The sequence below is a fragment of the Lentihominibacter sp. genome, from assembly GCF_046951855.1.
GTDB lineage: Bacteria > Bacillota > Clostridia > Peptostreptococcales > Anaerovoracaceae > Lentihominibacter > Lentihominibacter hominis.
Map to the genome: position 1 here is coordinate 19,946 of NZ_JBKTXS010000008.1, position 22,583 is coordinate 42,528.

At 35.6% G+C, this 22,583-nt stretch carries 21 protein-coding genes; 13 read left to right on the forward strand and 8 right to left on the reverse strand.

Annotated features, from left to right (window positions below; translation table 11 throughout):
• Positions 1–62 precede the first annotated feature (62 nt).
• Positions 63–800, forward strand: a complete 738-nt coding sequence (locus tag ACLR96_RS03495; RefSeq protein ID WP_177268143.1) for a lysophospholipid acyltransferase family protein — start codon at positions 63–65, stop codon at positions 798–800.
• A gap of 55 nt (positions 801–855) precedes the next feature.
• Positions 856–1,257, forward strand: a complete 402-nt coding sequence (locus ACLR96_RS03500) for a DUF4854 domain-containing protein (protein ID WP_177268145.1) — start codon at positions 856–858, stop codon at positions 1,255–1,257.
• A 79-nt stretch (positions 1,258–1,336) separates the two neighbouring features.
• Here the strand turns inward: ACLR96_RS03500 and ACLR96_RS03505 are convergent, their stop codons facing one another.
• The 8 genes from ACLR96_RS03505 to dnaA all read right to left on the reverse strand — a co-directional run bounded on the left by ACLR96_RS03505 (position 1,337) and on the right by dnaA (position 13,001).
• On the reverse strand, positions 1,337–2,533 hold the full coding sequence (locus tag ACLR96_RS03505; protein WP_177268147.1) for a VWA containing CoxE family protein: 1,197 nt from the start codon (positions 2,531–2,533) through the stop codon (positions 1,337–1,339).
• Positions 2,533–3,363: an AAA family ATPase gene (locus ACLR96_RS03510; RefSeq protein WP_177268149.1), complete on the reverse strand. Its 831-nt coding sequence runs from the start codon at positions 3,361–3,363 to the stop codon at positions 2,533–2,535. Before ACLR96_RS03510 ends, ACLR96_RS03505 begins: the two co-directional genes overlap by 1 nt.
• A 176-nt stretch (positions 3,364–3,539) precedes the next feature.
• Positions 3,540–4,520: a tryptophan--tRNA ligase gene (trpS, locus tag ACLR96_RS03515; protein ID WP_177268150.1), complete on the reverse strand. Its 981-nt coding sequence runs from the start codon at positions 4,518–4,520 to the stop codon at positions 3,540–3,542.
• A 15-nt stretch (positions 4,521–4,535) separates the two neighbouring features.
• Positions 4,536–7,067 (reverse strand): DNA gyrase subunit A, encoded by a 2,532-nt coding sequence (gene gyrA, locus ACLR96_RS03520; RefSeq protein ID WP_177268152.1) that lies wholly within the window; start codon positions 7,065–7,067, stop codon positions 4,536–4,538.
• A gap of 19 nt (positions 7,068–7,086) precedes the next feature.
• On the reverse strand, positions 7,087–9,009 hold the full coding sequence (gyrB, locus tag ACLR96_RS03525; RefSeq protein WP_412265144.1) for a DNA topoisomerase (ATP-hydrolyzing) subunit B: 1,923 nt from the start codon (positions 9,007–9,009) through the stop codon (positions 7,087–7,089).
• 213 nt (positions 9,010–9,222) lie between these two features.
• Positions 9,223–10,314: a DNA replication/repair protein RecF gene (gene recF, locus ACLR96_RS03530; protein ID WP_177268154.1), complete on the reverse strand. Its 1,092-nt coding sequence runs from the start codon at positions 10,312–10,314 to the stop codon at positions 9,223–9,225.
• Position 10,315: 1 nt separating this feature from the next.
• A complete protein-coding gene (dnaN, locus tag ACLR96_RS03535) occupies positions 10,316–11,431 on the reverse strand; it encodes a DNA polymerase III subunit beta (RefSeq protein WP_177268156.1) in 1,116 nt (371 codons plus the stop codon).
• A 178-nt stretch (positions 11,432–11,609) separates the two neighbouring features.
• Positions 11,610–13,001 (reverse strand): chromosomal replication initiator protein DnaA, encoded by a 1,392-nt coding sequence (dnaA, locus tag ACLR96_RS03540; RefSeq protein WP_177268158.1) that lies wholly within the window; start codon positions 12,999–13,001, stop codon positions 11,610–11,612.
• 338 nt (positions 13,002–13,339) lie between these two features.
• Here dnaA and rpmH point away from each other — a divergent pair, with 338 nt between their 5' ends.
• The 11 genes from rpmH (at position 13,340) to ACLR96_RS03595 (ending at position 22,557) form a co-directional block, all read left to right on the forward strand.
• Entirely contained in the window at positions 13,340–13,474 is a 135-nt protein-coding gene (gene rpmH / locus ACLR96_RS03545; protein ID WP_177268160.1) for a 50S ribosomal protein L34, read from the forward strand.
• A gap of 114 nt (positions 13,475–13,588) precedes the next feature.
• A complete protein-coding gene (gene rnpA, locus ACLR96_RS03550) occupies positions 13,589–13,927 on the forward strand; it encodes a ribonuclease P protein component (RefSeq protein WP_177268162.1) in 339 nt (112 codons plus the stop codon).
• Between the two features lie 11 nt (positions 13,928–13,938).
• Positions 13,939–14,148 (forward strand): membrane protein insertion efficiency factor YidD, encoded by a 210-nt coding sequence (gene yidD, locus ACLR96_RS03555; protein ID WP_177268164.1) that lies wholly within the window; start codon positions 13,939–13,941, stop codon positions 14,146–14,148.
• Between the two features lie 14 nt (positions 14,149–14,162).
• Entirely contained in the window at positions 14,163–14,870 is a 708-nt protein-coding gene (locus ACLR96_RS03560; RefSeq protein WP_177268166.1) for a YidC/Oxa1 family membrane protein insertase, read from the forward strand.
• Between the two features lie 28 nt (positions 14,871–14,898).
• Positions 14,899–15,744 carry an RNA-binding cell elongation regulator Jag/EloR gene (gene jag / locus ACLR96_RS03565; protein ID WP_177268168.1) on the forward strand — a complete coding sequence of 282 codons (846 nt, stop codon included), beginning with the start codon at positions 14,899–14,901 and terminating at the stop codon, positions 15,742–15,744.
• A 55-nt stretch (positions 15,745–15,799) separates the two neighbouring features.
• Positions 15,800–17,173, forward strand: coding sequence for a tRNA uridine-5-carboxymethylaminomethyl(34) synthesis GTPase MnmE (gene mnmE / locus ACLR96_RS03570; RefSeq protein WP_177268170.1), 1,374 nt, complete (start codon positions 15,800–15,802; stop codon positions 17,171–17,173).
• A gap of 36 nt (positions 17,174–17,209) precedes the next feature.
• Entirely contained in the window at positions 17,210–19,090 is a 1,881-nt protein-coding gene (gene mnmG, locus ACLR96_RS03575) for a tRNA uridine-5-carboxymethylaminomethyl(34) synthesis enzyme MnmG (RefSeq protein WP_177268172.1), read from the forward strand.
• Position 19,091: 1 nt separating this feature from the next.
• Positions 19,092–19,808, forward strand: a complete 717-nt coding sequence (rsmG, locus tag ACLR96_RS03580; protein WP_412265151.1) for a 16S rRNA (guanine(527)-N(7))-methyltransferase RsmG — start codon at positions 19,092–19,094, stop codon at positions 19,806–19,808.
• An 84-nt stretch (positions 19,809–19,892) separates the two neighbouring features.
• Complete coding sequence (locus ACLR96_RS03585) at positions 19,893–20,693, forward strand: ParB/RepB/Spo0J family partition protein (RefSeq protein WP_177268174.1); 801 nt, start codon at positions 19,893–19,895, stop codon at positions 20,691–20,693.
• Positions 20,694–20,838: 145 nt separating this feature from the next.
• Positions 20,839–21,612 carry a ParA family protein gene (locus ACLR96_RS03590; RefSeq protein WP_177268176.1) on the forward strand — a complete coding sequence of 258 codons (774 nt, stop codon included), beginning with the start codon at positions 20,839–20,841 and terminating at the stop codon, positions 21,610–21,612.
• On the forward strand, positions 21,613–22,557 hold the full coding sequence (locus ACLR96_RS03595) for a ParB/RepB/Spo0J family partition protein (protein ID WP_177268178.1): 945 nt from the start codon (positions 21,613–21,615) through the stop codon (positions 22,555–22,557). It begins immediately after the preceding gene.
• Positions 22,558–22,583 lie beyond the last annotated feature (26 nt).

The following is a 22,583-nucleotide window of genomic DNA, read 5'->3' on the forward strand; positions in this document are numbered from 1 at the left end:
GTGATATAATATATTCGTCTGTAAATACAGATCATCTATATTGAACTGCTTAGGAGGAACTGATGAAGATATTTGCCAATATTCCCGGTGCTTTGAAACTTGTCAACTGCCTAAAATATCTCGAAGTAAATAAAAAAGCCATAGAAGATGCAAAAGCTTCCGGAGATTTTGAAAAAGAACGTGAATATATTCTTAAGTCAACATCTTATTGGGGGCCTATGGTTCTGAAAATGTTTGGCAGCACGCTTAACGTAAAAGGAATCGAAAACCTGCCTGATAAAGGTCCTGTAGTCCTTGTAGGAAATCATCAAGGTTACGCTGATATATTTGCTTACTGCGCTGCCTTTAAAAAATTTCAATTTGCTTTTGTTGCCAGAGAAAATTTAGGTAAACTTCCTTTTTACGGTAAATGGATAAAAAGAATCAGAAGTGTGCTCATAAAAAGAGATGATCCTCGAGCTTCTCTCAAAGCTATAAGCGAAGGCATAGAGTATCTCAATAACGGATTTTCCCTTGTCATATTCCCTGAAGGAACAAGAAGCAAAGGTCCTGTTCCGGGAAAATTTCACAGAGGTTCGCTGAAGCTTGCGACAAAACCCGGAGTTCCCATTGTACCTGTTTCTCTCAACGGAAGTTATAAAATGTTCGAAGAAAAAGGATATTTAAGGGGAGCTGAGATAGATATCATAATACATGAACCCATACAAACAAAAAATATTACTAAACATGAAGAAAAAGCTTTGGCAGAAAAAGTTGAAAAAATCGTCGTAGACGGAATAAAAGAACTTCAAAGCCGATAGCAGCATAAGCTGTCAATATAAATAATTTTTATTTACGAGAAGAAGGAGAAAAAACATGAAAACTTCAAAGAAAATTTTAACATCAGGTGTCATCCTATCATTAATCTTGATTATGGCAGTAGTATTCTCCGGATGTGGCGGTCCGAAAAATCTTGAGGAGTATGTCAATGACAATACTGAAGCCAAACAGTCAATAGATTCACTTTCAACAAGCGGAATGACCGTAGATGTAAAAGAGAATACTCTCACATACACTTATGAATATGATCAGACATTTGATTCATCTACTATGGCACTCATGAAAACTGAAATGGAGAAAGCCATGAGTTCAATGGATTCAACTTTTGAATCAGTTGTAGATACTCTCGAAGAGGGCTCCGGCATAGATGGTATTACTGTCAAAGTAATTTATAAAGATGCTGCGGGAACTGAAATACTCAGCAAAGAATATAAATAAAAGCTGAGAGTCTTATTAAACCGAACATAAATAATAACTGTGAATATTAATAATCTTATTATTCACAGTTATTTTATTTTTATTGATTCCTCATAAGTTTATACATACCATCCTTAAGACCATCTATGGAAAGTCTGAACATAGGAAATATCTTATTTATTTCTGTAAATGATTCAGACATCCATGCAAGATTTTCTTCTCTCTCCTGAGGATGAAGCCAAATGGAATGTTCATACTTTTCACTGAATTTTTTAAACCATGTTATTCCATCAAGATCGGTATTGGATGACCTGCTGTAAGAATTATTATCCACTAATTCATGCATTGCCATATCAGCATCTCCTACAAAAATCACCTTATAATCACTTGATACGTTTCTCAATATCCATTCTGTTTTTACTGTTTCCTTTATATCTATAGAAGGATCTGTATACAATTTTCCCTCAAGACAATTATGAAAATAATAAATTTTAAGATCCGAGAATGTATTAGCTTTATTTAAAGACTGAAACAGCAAACTGCAAAGCTGTTCATAAGGCTTCATAGAGCCTCCCGAATCAATAAGAACCATTAATTTCAATCTGTTTTTCCTGGGAGGCTGCATTTTTATATCAAGGATACCTCCTTGCCTGCAGGTATGATCGATAGTCCCTCTTATATCAAGTTCTTCTTCATTTGTTTCCAATTTACGCGACAATTCTCTCAGAAGACGAAACGCCATCTGATACTGTCTTGATTCAATGGTACAATCAGTACGCCAGTCCCTAAATCTACGGTTTCCCGGTGCATGTACTATAGATTTGCCTCCAGCTCCTTGAATCATAGTTCCGTTTCCCGGTCCGGGGCCGGCCCCTTTCCCTGCAGACACACTGCTGTTCATTACCCCTTCTGCATTTACAGCAATATTTTCTCCATATCCTTCTTCAGCTGCATTAATACGCATCTCAATTTTTTCCATCATTACCTGCGGTTCAAGCTTTCTCTGATCCATGTAACTTTTAAAAATCTGTTCTGCTCTTTCCGGCTGATTTAAAAGTTTTTTTATTTCTTTTTTTAACCTTTGAGAATTTACACTTTTAAAATATTGATAAAATAGTTCTTCAAACTTATCTAAATCATTCTCTTTTTTCACAAGTAATGCTCTGCTGAGAATATAAAATCCTTTAAGTGTCTGGCCATGCAGACCCATATACATTCCTTCTGTTATAGAAAGCCATTCATCAAGTGATACTTTAAGTCCTCCTGCACGAAGAAAAAGCAGAAAATCCAAGAACATTACCTGAGTCCTCCAAAGCTTTTCTTTACTGTTTCCAGATCTTCATCTTTTTTTAATAAAAAACTGACAAGCGGAAGATCCTGTCTGAGATTTTCTGTAGATAATCCACTTAATTTCAATGCGCTGATCCAATCCAATAATTCACTTGTACTTGGCTTTTTCTTTAACTCAAAATATTCCCGTACATAAAAGAAAGCATCGAGTACCTGCTCCACAATTTTATCTTCTATATCAGGATAATGAGCAAGTATTATATCATTCATTAGTTCTTTATCAGGAAAATCAATAAAATAAAATGCGCATCTTCTCAAAAATGCATCAGGCAGCTCTTTCTCAGCATTAGAAGTTATTATGACAATAGGAGGATTCTTAGCCTTAACTGTTTCATCAGTTTCGGGAATATAAAATTCCATACGATCAAGTTCCCATAAAAGATCATTTGGAAATTCCAAATCCGCTTTATCAATCTCATCTATAAGAAGCACACATTGTTTGTCTGACGTAAAAGCCTCACCCAGCTTACCCATTTTTATGTATCTTTTAATATCGTCCACACCTTCGTTGCCAAGCTCACTATCGTAAAGACGGCGAACTATGTCATACTGATAAAGCCCATCCTGCGCCTTAGTAGTAGATTTTATACTCCATACAATAAGCTCCTTATCAAGTGCTTTTGCTATTGATTCAGCCAGCGCTGTCTTTCCTGTTCCCGGTTCTCCCTTTACAAGCAAAGGCTTATTCATTTTTATTGCAATGTTCATCGTCAGCATCAGATCGTCATTTATTATATAATCATCAGTACCTTGAAATTGATAAACAGTTTCACTCATATTTTATGCTCCTTTTTTATTCAAGTTATTAGAAAAGAGCCGGCGCGTCAATGTTTTTTATTATACTGATGCGGCAGCTCTTCTTATCATATAAGACATATATTTTTTCCATATTGCCAGATGCAATAAAATTTACTCTTCAATAATAGCCCAAAAAAACATTTATATTCTTATATCTAAAATCCTAATCCAAAGTTATTTTTTACTCTCTTTATGGTTTTTTCAGCAATAGTGTTTGCCTTCTCAGCTCCGGCACGAAGTATATTCTTAAGTTCTTCTGTTTCTCTTATATCATTAAAGTTCTTTTTGATAGGAAGAAGCGCTTCTTTTGTTACCTCAACCAGTTCTTTCTTGAAATCTCCATAACCGCATCCTGCAAAATCAGCTGTTATATTTTCAATGCTCTTGCCTGACAAAGCACTATATATACTTAAAAGATTGCTGACACCCGGTTTGTTTTCAGGATCAAATCTTATCTCACCGTCTGAATCAGTTGTAGCACGCATAATAGATTTTTTTATTTTGTTATCTTCATCTAAAAGAGATATTCTGCTGTGAATATTCTCGGCACTTTTGCTCATTTTACTTGAAGGATCATCCAGCGCCATTATACGCGCTCCTGTTTTAAGAAATCTTCCGTCAGGAATCACAAATGTATCTTTATACTTATTATTTACTCTGATTGCTATGTCCCTGCATATCTCAATATGCTGTTTCTGATCATTCCCAACAGGAACTATATCTGTATCATAAAGCAGTATATCAGCTGCCATAAGTATAGGATATGTGAAAAGCCCTGTAGGCGCTGATTCTCTTCCTTTACTCTTATCTTTAAACTGAGTCATTCTTGAAAGCTCTCCCGTATAGGAATTGCATGTCAGTATCCATGACAGCTCTGAATGTCCGCTCACGTCTGACTGAACGAAAACTGTGGATTTCTTGGGATCTATACCTATAGAAAGATAGAGTGCAGCTACATCGAGTATATTTTTTCTCAATTCTTTAGGATCTTGAGGAACTGTTATGGAATGAAGATCTACAATACAGTAAATACATTCATTTTCATCCTGAAGCTCAACAAACTGCTTCAATGCTCCCAGATAGTTTCCCAAATGGATATTTCCGGTAGGCTGTACGCCTGAAAAAACACGTTTCATAATATCTCCTTGTGATTATATCTTCATCTTTGTCTGCTCTGAATCATTTTCTTTCTTTTCAGCTGCTCTTTTATCTGCCTTTTTTTCCAGAGCAAGTTTTGTATCTATTTCATGTTCCTCTTCTCTTATTACCCTTGCTATAGATATGATATTCACATCGTCATCTGCTCTCATAATCTTTACACCCTGAGTTGCTCTTCCCAGTTTGGACACATCAGCTGCAGCAATTCTTATAATAGTTCCTTCTGAATTTATAAGAAGAATTTCATCATCATCATCTACTACAAGAGCACCTACAAGCATACCGGTTTTCTTAAATTTACTCTTATCGTATGTCAAAAGTCCTTTACCGCCTCTTGCCTGTATTTTGTATTCTTTGACTGATGTCCTTTTTCCGTATCCTTTGCTTGTAACTACCAGTACTTCTTCGTGAGGCTGAACAAGCTCCATTGATACCACTTCATCATCACCTTCAAGCTTAATGGCTCTTACGCCTCCTGCTATTCTTCCCATAGGACGCACATCATCTTCTGAGAAGCATATACACTTTCCTTGTTTTGTTATGATTATGACATTATCGCTTCCGCTGGTCTGCTTTATAGCTACAAGTTCATCTCCATCTTTAAGATTGATAGCTATAAGCCCTGTTTTTCTGTTAGTATCAAACTGAGATATGGCGGTTTTCTTAATAGTACCGTCTTTAGTAACTGCCATCAGATATTTGTCATCTCTGAATTCTTTAAACGGTATGACTGCGGTTATTCTTTCTCTCTGCATCAGATTAAGGAAATTTATAGCAGGCGTTCCCTTAGCTGTTCTTGTAGCTTCCGGAATTTCATATGCTTTTATCCTATGGACTTTTCCTGTGTTTGTAAAGAACATTAGATTATCATGAGTTGACGTCATTATAAGATCGTTGACAAAATCGTTTTCTCTCGTGGTAAGTCCCGTAATGCCTTTGCCGCCTCTCTTCTGGGTCTTATAAGTATCTGCAGGAATCCTTTTAAGATATCCCAGATGAGTCAGAGTTATAGCCACCTGCTTTTCCTCTATGAGATCTTCATCATCCATATCACTCATATCAGCTACTATTTTAGTCTTTCTTTCATCGCCGTATTTTTCTTTTATTTCAAGAAGCTCATCTTTTACAACACCCATAAGCTTTTTCTCATCTTCGAGGAGGCTCTTGTAATAAGCTATTTTTTTCTGCAGTTCTGCATATTCGTTTTCTATTTTTTCACGTTCCAGACCCTGCAGCCTTGCCAGTCTCATATCAAGTATAGCCTGAGCCTGTATATCTGAAAGTCCGAAGCGCTCCATCAGCTTGTCCTTGGCATTATTATAACTTGATCTTATTATCTTTATGATCTCATCTATATTGTCAAGAGCTATACGCAAGCCTTCCAGTATATGAGCTCTGGCTTCTGCCTTATTGAGATCATACTGAGTTCTTCTCGTTACAACTTCCTTCTGATGTTTCAGATACTCTTTTATTATATCATACAGATTCAGAAGTCTCGGCTGACCTTCAACCAGCGCGATCATTATCATACTGTAATTTTCCTGAAGCTGTGTATGTTTATAAAGTCTGTTAAGAGTTATCCTCGGATTGGCGTCTTTCTTCAGCTCTATCACTATACGCATCCCATTTCTGTTGGATTCGTCTCTTATAGCTGAAATACCTTCTATCCTTTTATCCTTTACAAGCTCTCCTATCTTTTCAAGAAGTCTTGCTTTATTAACCTGAAACGGTATTTCACTAATTATAATCTGTGAGCGGCCTCTGTCAGTTTCCTCTATATTGGCAACTGCGCGTACCATAACCTTTCCCTGTCCTGTCCTGTAAGCCTCTCTTGCTCCTTTTTTACCTAAGATCTGAGCGCCCGTAGGAAAGTCAGGGCCTTTTACTATTTCAACAAGATCCTCTACGGTACACTGATCATCATCTATCATCCTGACAGTAGCATCTATTACTTCTCCAAGATTATGAGGAGGTATAGATGTAGCCATGCCTACGGCTATACCGTTACTGCCGTTTACCAGAAGATTAGGAAATCTTGCCGGAAGTACGACAGGTTCTTTTTCTTCTTCATCAAAGTTAGGCATGAAATCTACGGTATCTTTATCTATATCCCGTATCATTTCAAGAGAAAACGGAGACATCCTGGCTTCCGTATAACGCATGGCTGCCGCGCCGTCACCGTCTACTGATCCAAAGTTTCCGTGTCCGTCCACAAGAAGATACCTTGTAGAAAAATCCTGAGCAAGTCTTACCATGGCATCGTAAATAGAGCTGTCGCCATGAGGGTGATATTTACCCATTACTTCACCGACTATACGCGCCGACTTCTTGAATGGTTTATCAGGTGTTATTCCCAGACTGCTCATTCCATAAAGTATTCTTCTGTGAACAGGCTTAAGACCATCTCTTACATCAGGAAGAGCACGTCCTACAATTACACTCATGGCGTAATCTATGTAGGAGTTTTTCATCTCATCATGTATCTCATGCTGGATCATTTTCTGATCTTCAATTAAATTTGCCATCTATCCAAACTCCTCCCATCTAAATATCCAGAGTCGCAAGAGCCGCATTCTGCTCGATAAAATGTCTTCTTGGCTGAACTTTATCTCCCATTAGAGTAGTAAATATCTCGTCTGCTGCAGTAGCGTCATCAATTGTTATCTGTATAAGAGTTCTGTTATTGTAATCCATTGTAGTCTCCCAAAGCTGATGAAAATCCATTTCTCCAAGACCTTTATATCGCTGTATATCAGCTTTTCCGGGTTTATCTGCCAGTTCTTTCATAAGTTTTTCCTGTTCTCTTTCAGAATAGGTATAATAAACTTCCTTACCCTTTTTAACTTGAAAAAGAGGAGGCTGAGCAGCGTAAATATAGCCTTTTTCTATAAGCGGAGTCATATATCTGTAGAAGAACGTTAAAAGAAGTGTTCTTATATGAGCTCCGTCAACGTCGGCATCTGTCATTATTATTATCTTATGATATCTCAGCTTTGACTCGTCAAAATCAGGACCTATGTTGCATCCAAAAGCCGTTATCATATTCTTTATCTCATCTGAGTTCAGTATCCTGTCAAGACGTGCTTTTTCAACATTAAGTATTTTTCCTCTCAGCGGGAGTACAGCCTGTCTCAATCTGTCTCTTCCCTGCTTAGCGCTTCCGCCTGCAGAATCACCCTCCACAAGAAATATTTCTGAAAGTGAAGGATCTTTTTCCGAGCAGTCAGCTAATTTTCCAGGCATGGAAATACCATCAAGGACACTTTTTCTTCTTGTAAGTTCTCTTGCCTTCCTTGCCGCTTCTCTTGCCCTTGCTGCTCTCAAACATTTATCTATGATTATTTTCGCCTGAGTAGGATTTTCTTCAAGAAAAGCCATAACATTCTCTGCTGTAGCTGTCTCCACAAATCCTCTCATCTCACTGTTTCCCAACTTAGTCTTTGTCTGTCCTTCAAATTGAGGTTCAGTGAGTTTAACGGAAATTATAGCTGTCAAACCCTCTCTTACATCATCACCTGAAAGAGCATCGTCATTTTCTTTAAGAATTTTGCTTCTTTTGGCGTAATCGTTTATAGTTCTGGTAAGAGCTGTTTTAAATCCTACCATATGGAATCCGCCTTCTGTTGTATTGATGTTATTAGCATAAGAGAGCATCATCTCGCTGTATCTATCAGTATACTGCATGGCAACTTCGACTTCTCTGTCCTTGTCTGCAACTTCAAAATACACTACATCAGGATGCAGAGGTTCCTTATTGGTATTCAAATGTTTTACGAATTCTTTCAGACCGCCTTCATAATGAAATACTTCTTCCTGCTGTTTTCCTTCTCTTTCATCTTTTAAAATTATTCTTATCCCCTTATTGAGAAAAGCCATCTCTCTCAGCCTTCTCTCAAGAGTTTCATAATCATACTCTATTTCGTCAAAGATCTCAGGATCAGGCCAAAACGTGCTCTTTGATCCTGTCTTTCTCGAGTTTCCTATATCTGTAAGGGGACTTGTGGTTTTCCCTTTAGCATAAGTCTGTTTATAAACTTTTCCGTTTCTTTTTATTTCCACTTCCATTTTCGTAGAAAGAGCATTTACTACAGATGCGCCTACGCCGTGAAGTCCTCCTGAAACCTTATATCCCCCTCCTCCGAACTTTCCTCCGGCATGAAGAACAGTGTGTATTACTTCCACTGCAGGTATCCCAAGCTTAGGATGATTATCTACAGGCATCCCTCTTCCGTCATCTTCTACAGTAATGGAATTGTCTTTGTGTATAGTAACATTTATATTATTGCAAAAACCGGCAAGAGCCTCGTCTATACTGTTATCTACTATTTCATACACCAAATGGTGAAGCCCTCTGGAACCTGTACTTCCTATATACATTCCAGGTCGTTTTCTTACAGCTTCAAGACCTTCTAAAACTTGTATCTGCTCAGCTCCATACTGCTGCAGCTTTTCGTCTTTCGCCATCATCTAATCTCCTTTTCCTTAAGTTCAGTTATAACGGCTTATTATATCATATATTTTAAGTTTTTACAAACTTTTATAAGGTTTTGGAGTTTTGAGTCAATTCAACACCTGTAAAAGCGTGAGATTTAAAATTTGAGCCTTTCAAAACCCTGTTTATACGCCATATTAATAAAAAAACCTGTAAACTTTTTAAAATCATGTTTACAGGTTTTTTTTTCAGATTTCTATTTCTATTTCTCCTGAATTTATTTTAAAAATCTTTCCTTCCGGAAGTGATCTAGCCACTTTTCCTGATATGTCAGTAGTAGTTATAAAAAGCTGATTTCCTCCTAAAGAATTTATAAGATAAGTCTGTCTGTCGTTATCCAGCTCAGAAAGAACATCATCCAGAAGCAGTATAGGTTTCTCTCCCATTTCTTCTTCTATGAGCTTTATTTCCGAAAGTTTCAAAGAAAGAGCTGCAGTCCGCTGCTGCCCCTGTGAACCGAATTTTCTCAAATCAATACTATCAGCCGATATTTTAAGGTCATCTTTATGGGGCCCTCTTCCTGTATTCCTGTTCTTTATATCATCTTCTCTTACATCACAAAGCAACTGATAAAAAGACTTTTCCGTATTATCTGAAACATCTATATTTGACTCATACTTTATATCAAGAATTTCTTTGCCGCCTGATATTCTGCTGTGTATCTGTCTGCTTATATCGTTTATCTTCTTTATGAATTCATTACGCCTTACTGCTACTCTTGCCCCGTATTTAGCCAGTTCTCGGTCCCATATATCGAGGATCGACACATCTATAATACTTTCTTTAAGATAAGTATTTCTTTGTTTCAATGTTCTTTTATAATCACTGAGATCACTGTAATATCCGGGTTTTATCTGACAAAGCTCTCTGTCGACAAATTTTCTTCTCTTTTCCGGTTCATCTTTTACAATTTTCATATCTTCCGGAGAAAATATTATTATAAATACACGATCTAAAAGCTCAGATGTTTTTTTGATTTTAACGCCATCCAGCTTTATTCCTTTTTTTCCTTCTTTATTTACAACTATTTCATTAACATGATCATCTCCGTCAAAATAAGCTGTAGTTTTTATTTTGCAAAATTCCTTTCCAAACCTTATGAGTTCTTTGTCTTTAGAGGTTTTAAAAGATCTTGCCATAGCATTTAAATATATACTTTCAAGCAGATTGGTTTTCCCCTGTGCGTTATTGCCTATAAATATATTAACATTTTCATTAAAAACCACGTCAAGTTCTTTATAATTCCTAAAATCTTTTAATTCTATTCTCTTTATATACATTTTACATCGAAGGTATTCTTACAGGAAGGATTAAATATTCATATGAATTCCCTTCTACAGGTTTTACTACGCAAGGGGATGTTCCTGTTTTGAAATTCATAGATATTTCTTCATCGTCTATTGCTTTTAATACGTCTATAATAAATTTTGAATTAAATCCTATTTCAAGATCATCTCCTGTTTTTTCCATTATTATTTCTTCTTTCACATTACCTTCTTCAGATCTTGAAGTTATCGTAAGCAAATTATTTTTTATAGTCATCTTTATAAGATTATTTTTTCCTTCTTTAGCTAAAAGTGATGCTCTTTCTATACTTTCAAGTAATATTGATTTTCCTATTATGACATTTATATCGTTGTTTTTAGGTATTATTTCTTTGTATTTTATGAATTCGCCTTCCATAAGTCTGAGTATTACTTCTGTTGTTCCTATGTTAAATACAGCTTTTTTTTCTCCCATCAATATTCTGATATCATCGTCTGTTTCATCATCAGAAATGATTTTACTTATTTCATTCATAATTTTAGCTGATATTATAAATTTATTTTCTTCGGCACTCGTCATGTTTTCATTGGCAAGAGCAAGCCTAAATCCATCAAGAGCTACCATGCTGACCTTTTCTTTTCCTATTTCTGTAAGTATACCTACTAAAATGCCTTTTGATTCATCTATAGAGGCTGCAAAAGAGGTTTTTCTTACCATATCTTTGAATATCTCTTTATCAAATATAAGATCATCTTTTATTTCTTCTTTTTCTCCTATTTTAGGAAATTCATCTACAGGAAAGCTTACTACTGTAAATTCAGATGAACTTGTTTTTATCAATACAGAGTTTTCTTCGTTTGATTCTATAGATATTTCTTCATTGGGAAGCTTTCTTATTATGTCTCCGAATAATTTGGATATAACAACAATAGAGCCTTCTTCTTCTACGTAAGCTTCTGTTTCTTTCTGTATACTTATTTCAAGATCAGAAGCAGTCATAATTAATTTTCCGTCGGTTTTAGCTTCCAGCAGTATTCCTTTTAAAATAGGCAGAGTAGTTCTGTTTGAAACTGCTTTTGAAACTGTATTTAGCGCTTTTGTCAGTGTTTGTTGATTGCAAGTAAATTTCATAATATCCTCCAAATGAAAAAAATCTGTTTATTATATTTATATATATATTTATAGTAGTTGTAGTAGTAGGGCCTGTTGAAACTGTTGATAACTTATAAAGCCCTTATAAATACTTGTTTTTTTGTTCTTAAAAAACTGTGGATAATTTGTTTTTTTTGTTAACAGATAGTGTGGATAACTATTGTATATCGTCTTTTATGCGTCTTATTTCTTCAGCCATCAGGCTGTTGGTTTTTAATTCTGCAGAGATTTTTTCGTAAGCATGCAGTACTGTGGTGTGGTCACGGCCGCCGAAATATTCTCCTATCTTCGGAAGCGATGAATCGGTCAATTCTCTGCAAAGGTACATGGCTATCTGCCTTGGGTGTGAAAATTCACGTTTTCTTTTAGCTGATTCTATATCTGATATTTTTATATTGTATTTTTTGCAGACCGTTTTTTTTATGGTTTCGCATGTTATGTTAAAGTCACTGGTTGAAAAAATATCGTTTAGATTTTTTCTGGCAAATTTTACGGTTATACGTTCATTAAAGATTCTTGAATAACTGATAATTCTCGTTAGAGCGCTTTCAAGCTCTCTTATATTGAATTTGACTTTTTCAGCTATAAGATCTATAACTTCAAGCATATCATCATCTTCAACGTCGACATTTTCCTGTTTTGCTTTATTTCTTAAGATTGCTACTCTTGTTTCAAAATCGGGAGGCTGTATGTCTGCTATTATATTCCATTGGAATCTTGATCTTAAGCGTTCATCAAGATCTGTAAGTTTACTTGGATGTCTGTCGCTTGATATAACTATCTGTTTTTCAAATTCATAAAGAGCATTGAATGTGTGGAAAAACTCTGCCTGGGTACTTTCTTTACCTTCTATGAACTGTATATCGTCTATCAGCAATACATCTACATTTCTGTATTTTTTTTTGAAAGCCCTCATTTTACTGTTATAGTTTTTTTTATCTTGTATTGCTTTTATAAGTTCAGATGTAAACATTTCGGAGGAAACATAAAGAACTTTGGAAGAAGGATTGTGTTCAAGTATGTAGTGTCCTATGGCATGCATGAGATGAGTTTTTCCGAGTCCTGATCCTCCATATATAAAAAGAGGATTGTAGACTACTGCCGGTGATTCAGCTACAGCAAGAGCTACAGCATGGGCATAGTTATTGTTAGATCCTACGACGAAATTATCGAAGTTGTATTTTGGATTGAGAAAGTATTCTTCTCTGAATTCTTCTTCAGTCTCTTTTTTTTCCTCGATCTGTGTGTGTTTTCCGGAACTTCCTTTAAGAAAGTTTTCTATTTCTTCTTCTGTTTTTTCTTTTATAACTACCTTGTATTTTTTTCTGAATACGCTTTCTACAGCTTGCTCAAATATTGAAATATAACGGGTTTTCAGAATTCCAATGGCAAAATCATTAGATGATGCAACGTAAAATACTTTAGCATCTTCATCCACTTCGAGAGGCACTAATGGAGCAAACCATGTCCTGTAACTCACATCTGTAACGTTTTCGTTTATTTCTGAAAGTATATCTCTCCATTTTTTTTCTTCAATCTTTTTCTTCATAAGTTTTTCCTCTCTCTAAGCTGTAGGTATATAATATCAAAAAAAGTTATCCACAGGCAATAGGTTAATAAAATTTGTTGAAAAAATAAAGTTAAATGAAGTTATCCACTACTTGTGGATAAAATTGTGCAAAGTTTCAACAGGCATAACTATATATTGGTGTGATACTTATTATTTGTAATATTTTTACATTAATGTATTTAATGACTATGGGTGTTATTTTAAAATCAATTGACACAAGTTTAACTGGAGGGTATAATAGTAAAGCGTATGGCATAAGTTGAAATTTAGATTTATGTACTTGAATTGATATAATTTACAGAAGGAGGAAGAAACGGATGAAGATGACATATCAGCCGAAAAAAAGACAGAGAAAAAAAGAGCACGGCTTTAGAAAAAGAATGAAAACAAAGAACGGTAGAAATGTTTTAAAAAGAAGAAGACAAAGAGGAAGAAAAGTTTTATCAGCATAGAGACCGCAAGTGTGGTCTTTTTGTTATAACCTGATAATTATTTATGAAACATAGAGACTGCAGCTGATAAATTCAGCTGAATGCGATTTTTATACCGATAAATTTGGTAATGTTATGCTAAAAAAGGATATACTGAGAAGAAAAGATGATTTTACTTCTATATATAAAAAAGGAAGATCCGTCGGAGAACGGTATATTGTACTTTTTTATAGGAAGAACGATCTTTCATACAACAGAATAGCATTTTTAGCAAGCAAAAAAGTAGGAAACAGCGTTGAACGAAACAGAGCCAGAAGGCTCATGAAGGAAAACTATAGATTTTTAAAAGATTATATCAAATCGGGGTATGATCTTATATTCATTGCACGGAAAAATATAAACGGAAAGAAACTTCGAGATGTGGAAAAATCTATGGTAAATTCTGTATCTAAAGCAAAATTGTATAAGAGATAAGAGGCATATAGATGAAGAAGATATTGATTCTTGTAATTAAAGGATATCAGAAATTCATATCTCCTCTTTTTCCGCCAACATGCAGATTTTATCCTACTTGTTCTACTTACTTTATACAGGCATTGGAAAAGTACGGATTTTTTAAAGGCTCTTTTCTCGGTATAAAGCGATTGATGAGATGTCATCCTTTTAATCCGGGAGGTTATGATCCTTTAAAATAGGAGGAAATTAATTAATGTATACAATATTAGGAGTAATAGCAAAGCCATTGGGATGGCTTCTCGGTTTTCTGTATAACTTTTTAAGTGATTATGGAATTACTATTATTTTGTTTACTCTGATAGTTAAGTTGTGTCTGTATCCTTTGTACATAAAGCAGACTAAATCTACTGCTAAAATGGCAGAGGTACAGCCTAAAATGCAGGCTTTACAGAGAAAATACGCAAACGACAGAGAAACTTTGAATATAAAGATGGCAGAGTTATATAAGGAAGAAAAATTCAATCCTATGGGTGGATGTCTTCCTATGCTTATACAGATGCCTATAATTATGGGGTTATTTGCTTTACTGAGAAACCCTTTGAGGTATATGGCAGATGACAGTATGATTTTTGCTTTTCATGAATCTTTTATGTGGATAAAAGATTTAAGTCAGCCGGATCCATGGATACTTCCTATAATTGCGGGCGTAGCGACATTTATTTCATTTACTATGAATCAAGCCTTATCTGATAGCGGCGGTGCCAATAATCAGATGAATGGCATGATGAAAATGATGAAATATATTTTTCCTATTATGATTTTGTGGATGGCGAGATCATTTCCATCCGGACTTGCTCTTTATTGGGCAGTCAGCCAGATTATACAGATATTCTTCAATATACATATGGCTACTCTCAGAAAGAGATTAAAAAGAGAGGCACAGAAAAAAAATAAAAAATAGATCTCTATAGTTTTGGAGGAAAATTTAAATGGATTATTCGGAAAAATGGGGGGTTGACGTTGAAGAAGCTGTCAAACTTGCCCTTATGGATCTTAAACTCTCCAGAGATGAAGTTGAAGTTACGGTTTTGGAACAGCCTTCAAAGGGGTTTTTCGGTATAGGCTCTAAACTTGCAAAAGTAAGAGTAGAAAAGAAAAAAGAGGAGAAAAAAGAAATCCCTGCTGCCGAGATTCTCGAAAAAGAGGAACATGAAGAAAATCTTCAGCAAGAAAAATCTGAAGAGCCTAAAGAAAAAACTGACAATAAAGAATATAAGAATAACAGGAAGAACAGAAATAAGAAAGATAATAAAGCTGGCACAGCTGAAAATAATGAAGAAGAGAGCAGCTTGAATATCGAAGTCGTAAATAAAAGCGAACTTGAAGATGTGGAAGAGCATGAAGCTCTTAATTTTCTGAAAGATGTAACAGAAAAAATGGGTCTTACACTGTCATTTGATGTTAAAGCAGGTAAAGATATAGTTTATATAGAGATGTCAGGCAAAGATTCAGGCACTATTATAGGCAAAAGAGGACAGACGCTGGATTCTATTCAGTATCTTACAAGTCTTGTGATAAATAAAAACAGCGAAAAGTATATTAAAGTAGTTATAGATGCTGAGAATTACAGAGCTAAAAGGCAGAAGACTCTTGAACAGCTGGCCAATAGACTGGCGGCTAAGGTAATAAGAAATAAGAAATATGTAAGGCTTGAACCAATGAATCCTTATGAAAGAAAAATAATTCACGCTACTTTGCAGCAGAATCCTGAGATTAATACGAGGAGCGAAGGTGAAGAACCTTATAGAAGAGTTGTAATAGAGCTTAAAAAGTAATTTTAAGAGTCCGCAAGTTTATTTGCGGACTTTTGCGATTATTGGGGAGAAAAAAATGGAAGATACTATTGCTGCAGTTGCCACTGCTTACGGAGAGGGTGGAATCGGCATTATAAGAATAAGCGGGAACAAAGCTTTTGATATTTTAAAGGATATATTTGAACCCGGAGGAGAATTTGCTGAAATAGTAAGCCGAAGAATGACTTATGGAAAAATAGTAGATAAAGATAACAATGAGATAATAGATGAAGTTTTAGCAGTGTATATGAAAGGTCCTAAAACTTATACGGCGGAAGATGTTGCAGAGATAAATTGCCACGGCAGTATAGTGGCTTTAAGAAAAACCCTCGGACTTGCGCTTCGAAAAGGAGCGCGTATGGCTGAACCGGGTGAATTTACTAAGAGAGCTTTTTTAAACGGCAGGCTTGATTTATCTCAGGCTGAAGCTGTTATAGATATTGTGAAGGCTAAGACTGATAAAAGCTTTGATGTGGCTATATCACAGCTTGAAGGAGGACTTTCTCTTAAAATTATGGAGATAAGACAAAAGCTTCTGGATGTTCTTGTAGATATAACAGTCAATATAGATTATCCTGATGAAGATATAGAAGAGCTTACTTATGAAAAATTGGAAGAAAATATATTGCTGATAGGCGAAATGATTGAAAAACTATTGTCTACAGCTTCTACAGGACGTATGATAAGAGAAGGAATAAGAATAGCTATAGTAGGAAAACCAAACGTGGGAAAATCTTCTCTGATGAATAGTCTTCTAAAAGAAATACGCGCTATAGTTACAGAAATACCGGGTACTACCAGAGATACTATTGAAGAAACTCTCAGCATAAGAAATATTCCTGTTTACCTTGTTGATACTGCAGGTATAAGAGATACTTCTGATAAGGTTGAACTTCTTGGGATAGAAAAATCTAAAGAAGCTTTTAATAATGCGGATTTTATAATATTTATAACTGATGGAAGCCGTCCTCTCTCTTCTGAAGATAAAGAGATAGGGAAATATCTTAAGGAAAAGAAATCTTTGATTCTTATAAATAAAAGTGATCTTGGTAGAGTATTTGACGACGATGAAATAAGAGAAATAGCGGGAAACCATGATATAATAGAAACCTCTCTACTCAATGGCAAAGGGATAGAGGATATAGAAGAATTTATTGAAAATATGGTTTATGGCGGACATCTATCACAAAAAGACAGTATGATGGTTAATAATGTTCGTCATATAGAGCTTTTAAGAAAAAGCAGAGGATCTCTTGAAGATGCTCTTAAAATGATTGCTTCCAAAGAAGCTCTGGATTTTATAGAAATAGATGTTAAAAACACTTATGAATATTTAGGTGAGATAATAGGAGAAACGGTATCGGATGATATCATAGATGAAGTATTCGCCAGATTTTGTCTGGGGAAATAATTTTTCTTTTTTATATACGGAGGCATGTATCGGCAAATGGAAAAATTTTTAATGGGAACATATGATGTTATAGTAGTAGGAGCGGGTCATGCAGGGTGTGAAGCAGGGCTTGCATCGGCCAGAATGGGGAAAAAGACGCTGATGTTTTCCATAAATCTTGAGGCTGTTGCTATGATGGCGTGTAATCCGTCGATAGGCGGTACAGGAAAAGGTCATCTTGTAAGAGAAATAGATGCTCTGGGCGGAGAGATGGGAATAAATATAGATAAGACTTTTATCCAAAGCCGTATGCTTAATACTGCTAAGGGTCCGGCTGTTCACTCTCTTAGAGCTCAGGCTGATAAAAATCAGTATCATATTGAAATGAAAAAGACTATTGAGAATGAGGATAATCTTCATTTGAAGCAAGGTGAAGTTATAGACATAATAATAGAAGAAGGAAAAGCCTGTGGAGTAGTTTTAAAGACTGGCGCATGTTACAGAGCTGAAGCTGTAATATTAGCAACAGGAACTTTTCTTGCCGGAAAAATATTTATAGGCGATAGTGTTTTTGAAAGCGGTCCCAACGGTCTGGCTCCGTCTGTCGAGCTGGCAGAACGTCTGAAAGAGTATGGTCTTCCTATGAGAAGGTTTAAAACTGGTACTCCTGCCAGAGCTTTAGGTAAGAGCCTTGATTTTGATAAGATGATACCGCAGCACGGAGACGAGGATATTGTTCCATTTTCATTTATGAATGACAGTTTAGAGAAAGATCAGGCAGATTGCTGGCTTACATATACCAATGAAGCTACGCATGATGTAATAAGAGCGAATTTTCATAGGTCAGCTCTGTTTGGCGGTCATATAGAGGGTGTCGGTCCGAGGTATTGTCCTTCTATAGAAGATAAGGTAAACAGATTTTCAGATAAAGAAAGACATCAACTTTTTGTCGAGCCAGAGGGAATTTATACTGATGAGATGTATATACAGGGAATGTCGTCTAGTCTTCCTGAAGATGTACAGCAGGAATTTTATAAAACTATACCGGGACTTGAGAATTTAGAAATAGTAAGGCCTGCTTATGCTATTGAGTATGATTGCATAGATCCTGTAGATTTAAAAATATCTCTTGAAAATAAACATATCGAAAACCTTTTCTGTGCCGGCCAGTTCAATGGAAGTTCCGGATATGAAGAAGCTGCAGCGCAGGGACTTATGGCGGGAATAAACGCTGTTCGTAAAATAGAAGGGAAAAATGAATTTGTTCTTCAGAGAAACGAAGCTTATATTGGCGTTCTCATCGACGATTTAGTAACTAAAGGTACTAATGAACCTTACAGAATTATGACCAGCAGAGCAGAATATAGACTGGTTCTCAGGCAAGACAATGCAGATTTACGTTTGACTGAGAAGGGTTATGAGGTTGGATTGGTAAAAAATGATAGATATGAGAAATATTTGAATAAAAAAGAAGTAGTAAGACTTGAGACAGATCGCTTAAAGAAAAAAGTATTGAAACCTGAAAATGTAAATGATTTTCTGGAAAGTAAGGGAAGTACACCGATAAAAAGTCCATGCTCTCTGTATGAGCTGCTGAGAAGACCTGAAATAAAATATGACGAATCCTTTGTTATAGACGAAGAAAGACCTGTACTTTCTTCACATCAAAAAACTATGATGGAAGTACAAATAAAATACGAAGGGTATATAGACAAACAGAAGCAGCAGATAGAAAAATTTAAAAGACTGGAAAATAAAAAGCTTCCTTCTGATATTGATTATCACAGTATTGATGGGCTCAGAATAGAAGCGAGGCAGAAACTGAGTGATTTTAGACCGCTGTCTGTGGGACAGGCATCCAGAATATCAGGAGTATCTCCGGCAGATATAAATGTACTTCTTATTTATATGGAAAAGTTTCGCAGGAGAAAGAGCTGATATGGTTATGAAAGAATTAATAAAGATATTTAAAATATTAGATATAGATTATAATGACGAGAAAGAAAAGAAATTTTATCAATATATGAGTGAAATACTCAAACTGAATCAGCAGATAAATCTTACTGCCATAACTGAGAAAAACGAATTTATACAGAAGCATTATGTAGATTCTCTTCTTTGTGCAGGCTTAGATGAGTTTAAAAATTCATTTTCGATTATAGATGTAGGAACGGGCGGTGGTTTTCCCGGAGTACCTCTCGCAATAGCTTTTCCTGATAAGGAATTTGTGCTTATAGATTCCCTGAATAAAAGAATAAAGATAATTAATCAGTTATGTGAGTCTCTTGGAATTTTCAATGTAAAGGCGTTTCATGGAAGAGCAGAAGAAATGGGCAGACGTAAGGATATGAGAGAGAAGTTTGATCTTTGTGTTTCACGTGCAGTGGCTAATATGAGTACACTTTCCGAATATTGTATTCCTTTTGTAAGGGTTGGAGGAAGTTTTATAGCATATAAGGGGCCTGACTGCAGAAAAGAACTGGAAGATGCGATTAATGCAGTGACCGCTCTTGGAGGAGATGTAATAAGAGAAGAAAGTCCTGAAATAACAGGGATACCTTTTGATCATAAATTTATAGTTATAAAAAAGAAAAAAAATACACTGTCGAAATTTCCGAGAAAACCCGGAACTCCGTCAAAAGAGCCGATTAAATAGCATAAATCGGCTCTTTTTGTGTTATGAATCATCTTTTCTGAAGAAGGACAAGTTGTTAATATATATGTAGGAAAGGGGGTAGGGATGATGTTTATTAAAAAGACTACGGAAATACCGATAAATATGATTAAAACTAATTCACAGCAGCCCAGACAGATTTTCGCAGAAGAACAGCTATTGGAACTAAGAGATTCAATAAAAGAATTTGGGGTGCTGCAGCCTTTGATTTTAAAAAAGGAGGCTAATGGAGAGTATCTTCTTATAGCCGGGGAGAGAAGACTTAGAGCGTCAATAATGGCAGGACTTGACAGAGTCCCCGCCGTTATAAAAGAAGCTAATGAGGAAGAAATAAGCTTGATAGCTCTTGTGGAAAACATACAGCGTGAAAATCTCGGATACATAGAAGAGGCAAGAGCTTATAAAAATATAATGGAAAAATATGGCATAAGCCAACTTGCTTTATCGGAGAAATTAGGAAAAAATCAATCTACTATATCTAATAAGATCAGACTCTTATCTTTACCGGAAGATATACAGAATATGTTGGTGGAAAATAAGCTTACTGAACGTCATGCAAGGGCCTTACTTAAAATCGAAGACGATCAGTTGAGAAAAGTCATAATAGGCAAAGTTTTAAAACATGGATTTAATGTTAAACAAACGGAAAAGCTTGTGGAAGATTACCTCACACAAAAAGAAAATCAGGAACGTGAGAAAAATAAAATAAAGCATATAAGTTATAAGCTTTATCTCAATACACTGAGAAGAACATTTAATGATATGGAATTAAATGAAAAAGGCGCCACTTTTAAACAGGAGGATACAGGAAATGATCTCAGAATAACAATTACCATACCTAAAGAAATACAAGGAATGGTTATATGATATACTCCTTAAAATAATGTTTCACGTGAAACATTATTTTTTTTGTAAAGAAATGCAAAAGTTATAGCAAAAATTATAATGATGTTATATAATGTTTAAAGCAATATAAGAAATAGTCAATGTATATTGATTAAGGAGGAATAAATTGGGTAAAGCTATAGCTATTTTTAATCAAAAAGGCGGGGTAGGTAAGACTACTACCAATATAAACCTTGCGGCATGTTTGGCTATAAAAGGGAAAAGAGTGCTGATATTGGACATTGATCCGCAGGGAAATACTACCAGTGGGGTGGGGATTTCAAAAAAAAATCTGGAGATTACTACTCACGAGATACTAATAGAAGATAAATATCATCCTGAAGAGGCAATTTTACCTACAGGTATTGAGAATCTTGATATAATGCCGGCCAGCGTTCAGCTTGCAGGGGCGGAAGTAGAAATGATAGAGCTTGCAGGAAGAGAAAAAAGGCTTAAGAGAGCAATAGATATTCTTAAGCCTAAATATGATTATATTTTTATAGATTGTCCGCCGTCTTTAGGAATACTTACTATAAATTCACTGACTGCTGTAGATTCGGTACTTATACCTATACAATGTGAATTTTATGCTCTTGAAGGTGTAAGCCAGCTTATGAGTACAATAGACATAGTAAAAAGAAATATGAATCCTAATCTTGAGATACAAGGTGTTATTCTTAGTATGTTTGATGGAAGAACTAATCTTTCCATACAGGTAGTTGAAGAAGTGAAGAAATATTTCAAGGAGAAGGTATATACTACTGTTATCCCCAGAAATGTTAGATTAGCTGAAGCGCCAAGTTACGGTATGCCTGTAATACAATATGATCCCAGATCGACAGGAGCGCAGGCATATATGGAATTTGCAGATGAATTTTTAAGCAGCGAGGAGGAAGAGTAAATGGCAGCGCCGAAAAAAACGCGAGGCTTAGGAAAAGGTCTTGATGCACTTTTCGGAGATGCGGAAGTATCCTTAAGCGTAAAAAAAGAAGAAAAATCGGAAGGTAACGAACAAAAGAAAGCCAAAGCAAATATAAATGAAGAAAAATTTCCACAAGAGGCCGGAGGTATAGAATATATAGATATAAACAATATAAAACCAAATTCCGGACAGCCGAGGAAAACTTTCGATGAAGAAAAGCTGCAAGAACTCGCTTCATCTATAGAAGAGCATGGGCTTATACAGCCTATCGTTCTCAGAAAAGCCAAGAATGGGTACGAAATTGTAGCCGGTGAAAGAAGATGGAGAGCTGCCAGATTAATAGGAATAAAAGAGCTTCCTTGTATCATCAGGGATCTCACTGATGAAGAAAATATGCTGCTTGCTATTATAGAGAATATGCAGAGAGAAGATCTTAATCCTATAGAAGAAGCTGAGGGAATCAGTCAGATGATGAATACATATGGTCTTACTCAGGAACAAGTTTCAAAGAGTCTCGGCAAGAGCAGACCTTACATAGCTAACAGCTTAAGATTGCTTAAGTTAGCTGATATAGTAAAAGGATATTTGTCAGAAGGATTACTTACTTCAGGGCATGCAAGAGCTCTCGCAGCAATATCTGATGAAAAGAAGCAGATAGCTCTTGCAGATATAGCTGTTAAAGAAGGACTCTCTGTAAGACAAATGGAAAAGTTAGCTCAGGAAAATAAGAAAGATAAAGGAACCGCCAGATCGAGAGACAAAGCAAAAAATGCAGATGTTAAAAGAGTAGAAGAAGATCTAAAGGAAATCCTCGGAACTAAAGTAAATCTTAATCGAAGAGGGAAAAAAGGCAAGATAGAAATAGAATTTTACAGTAAAGAAGATCTCGAAAGATTAATAGAATTGTTGAAAACACTTAATTAGATAGGATTGTTTCATGTGAAACATAA

Excerpts from the sequence above, each read along its gene's own strand:
- rsmG (WP_412265151.1), top strand. The coding sequence starts at position 19,092 with ATGGTTATGAAAGAATTAATAAAGATATTTAAAATATTAGATATAGAT.
- rnpA (WP_177268162.1), top strand. The coding sequence starts at position 13,589 with ATGCTAAAAAAGGATATACTGAGAAGAAAAGATGATTTTACTTCTATA.
- yidD (WP_177268164.1), top strand. The coding sequence starts at position 13,939 with ATGAAGAAGATATTGATTCTTGTAATTAAAGGATATCAGAAATTCATA.
- recF (WP_177268154.1), bottom strand. The coding sequence starts at position 10,314 with ATGTATATAAAGAGAATAGAATTAAAAGATTTTAGGAATTATAAAGAA.
- jag (WP_177268168.1), top strand. The coding sequence starts at position 14,899 with ATGGATTATTCGGAAAAATGGGGGGTTGACGTTGAAGAAGCTGTCAAA.
- mnmG (WP_177268172.1), top strand. The coding sequence starts at position 17,210 with ATGGAAAAATTTTTAATGGGAACATATGATGTTATAGTAGTAGGAGCG.
- gyrA (WP_177268152.1), bottom strand. The coding sequence starts at position 7,067 with ATGGCAAATTTAATTGAAGATCAGAAAATGATCCAGCATGAGATACAT.
- dnaN (WP_177268156.1), bottom strand. The coding sequence starts at position 11,431 with ATGAAATTTACTTGCAATCAACAAACACTGACAAAAGCGCTAAATACA.
- ACLR96_RS03510 (WP_177268149.1), bottom strand. The coding sequence starts at position 3,363 with ATGAGTGAAACTGTTTATCAATTTCAAGGTACTGATGATTATATAATA.
- gyrB (WP_412265144.1), bottom strand. The coding sequence starts at position 9,009 with ATGATGGCGAAAGACGAAAAGCTGCAGCAGTATGGAGCTGAGCAGATA.
- ACLR96_RS03560 (WP_177268166.1), top strand. The coding sequence starts at position 14,163 with ATGTATACAATATTAGGAGTAATAGCAAAGCCATTGGGATGGCTTCTC.
- ACLR96_RS03505 (WP_177268147.1), bottom strand. The coding sequence starts at position 2,533 with ATGTTCTTGGATTTTCTGCTTTTTCTTCGTGCAGGAGGACTTAAAGTA.
- ACLR96_RS03585 (WP_177268174.1), top strand. The coding sequence starts at position 19,893 with ATGATGTTTATTAAAAAGACTACGGAAATACCGATAAATATGATTAAA.
- trpS (WP_177268150.1), bottom strand. The coding sequence starts at position 4,520 with ATGAAACGTGTTTTTTCAGGCGTACAGCCTACCGGAAATATCCATTTG.
- dnaA (WP_177268158.1), bottom strand. The coding sequence starts at position 13,001 with ATGAAGAAAAAGATTGAAGAAAAAAAATGGAGAGATATACTTTCAGAA.
- ACLR96_RS03500 (WP_177268145.1), top strand. The coding sequence starts at position 856 with ATGAAAACTTCAAAGAAAATTTTAACATCAGGTGTCATCCTATCATTA.
- ACLR96_RS03595 (WP_177268178.1), top strand. The coding sequence starts at position 21,613 with ATGGCAGCGCCGAAAAAAACGCGAGGCTTAGGAAAAGGTCTTGATGCA.
- rpmH (WP_177268160.1), top strand. The coding sequence starts at position 13,340 with ATGAAGATGACATATCAGCCGAAAAAAAGACAGAGAAAAAAAGAGCAC.
- mnmE (WP_177268170.1), top strand. The coding sequence starts at position 15,800 with ATGGAAGATACTATTGCTGCAGTTGCCACTGCTTACGGAGAGGGTGGA.
- ACLR96_RS03495 (WP_177268143.1), top strand. The coding sequence starts at position 63 with ATGAAGATATTTGCCAATATTCCCGGTGCTTTGAAACTTGTCAACTGC.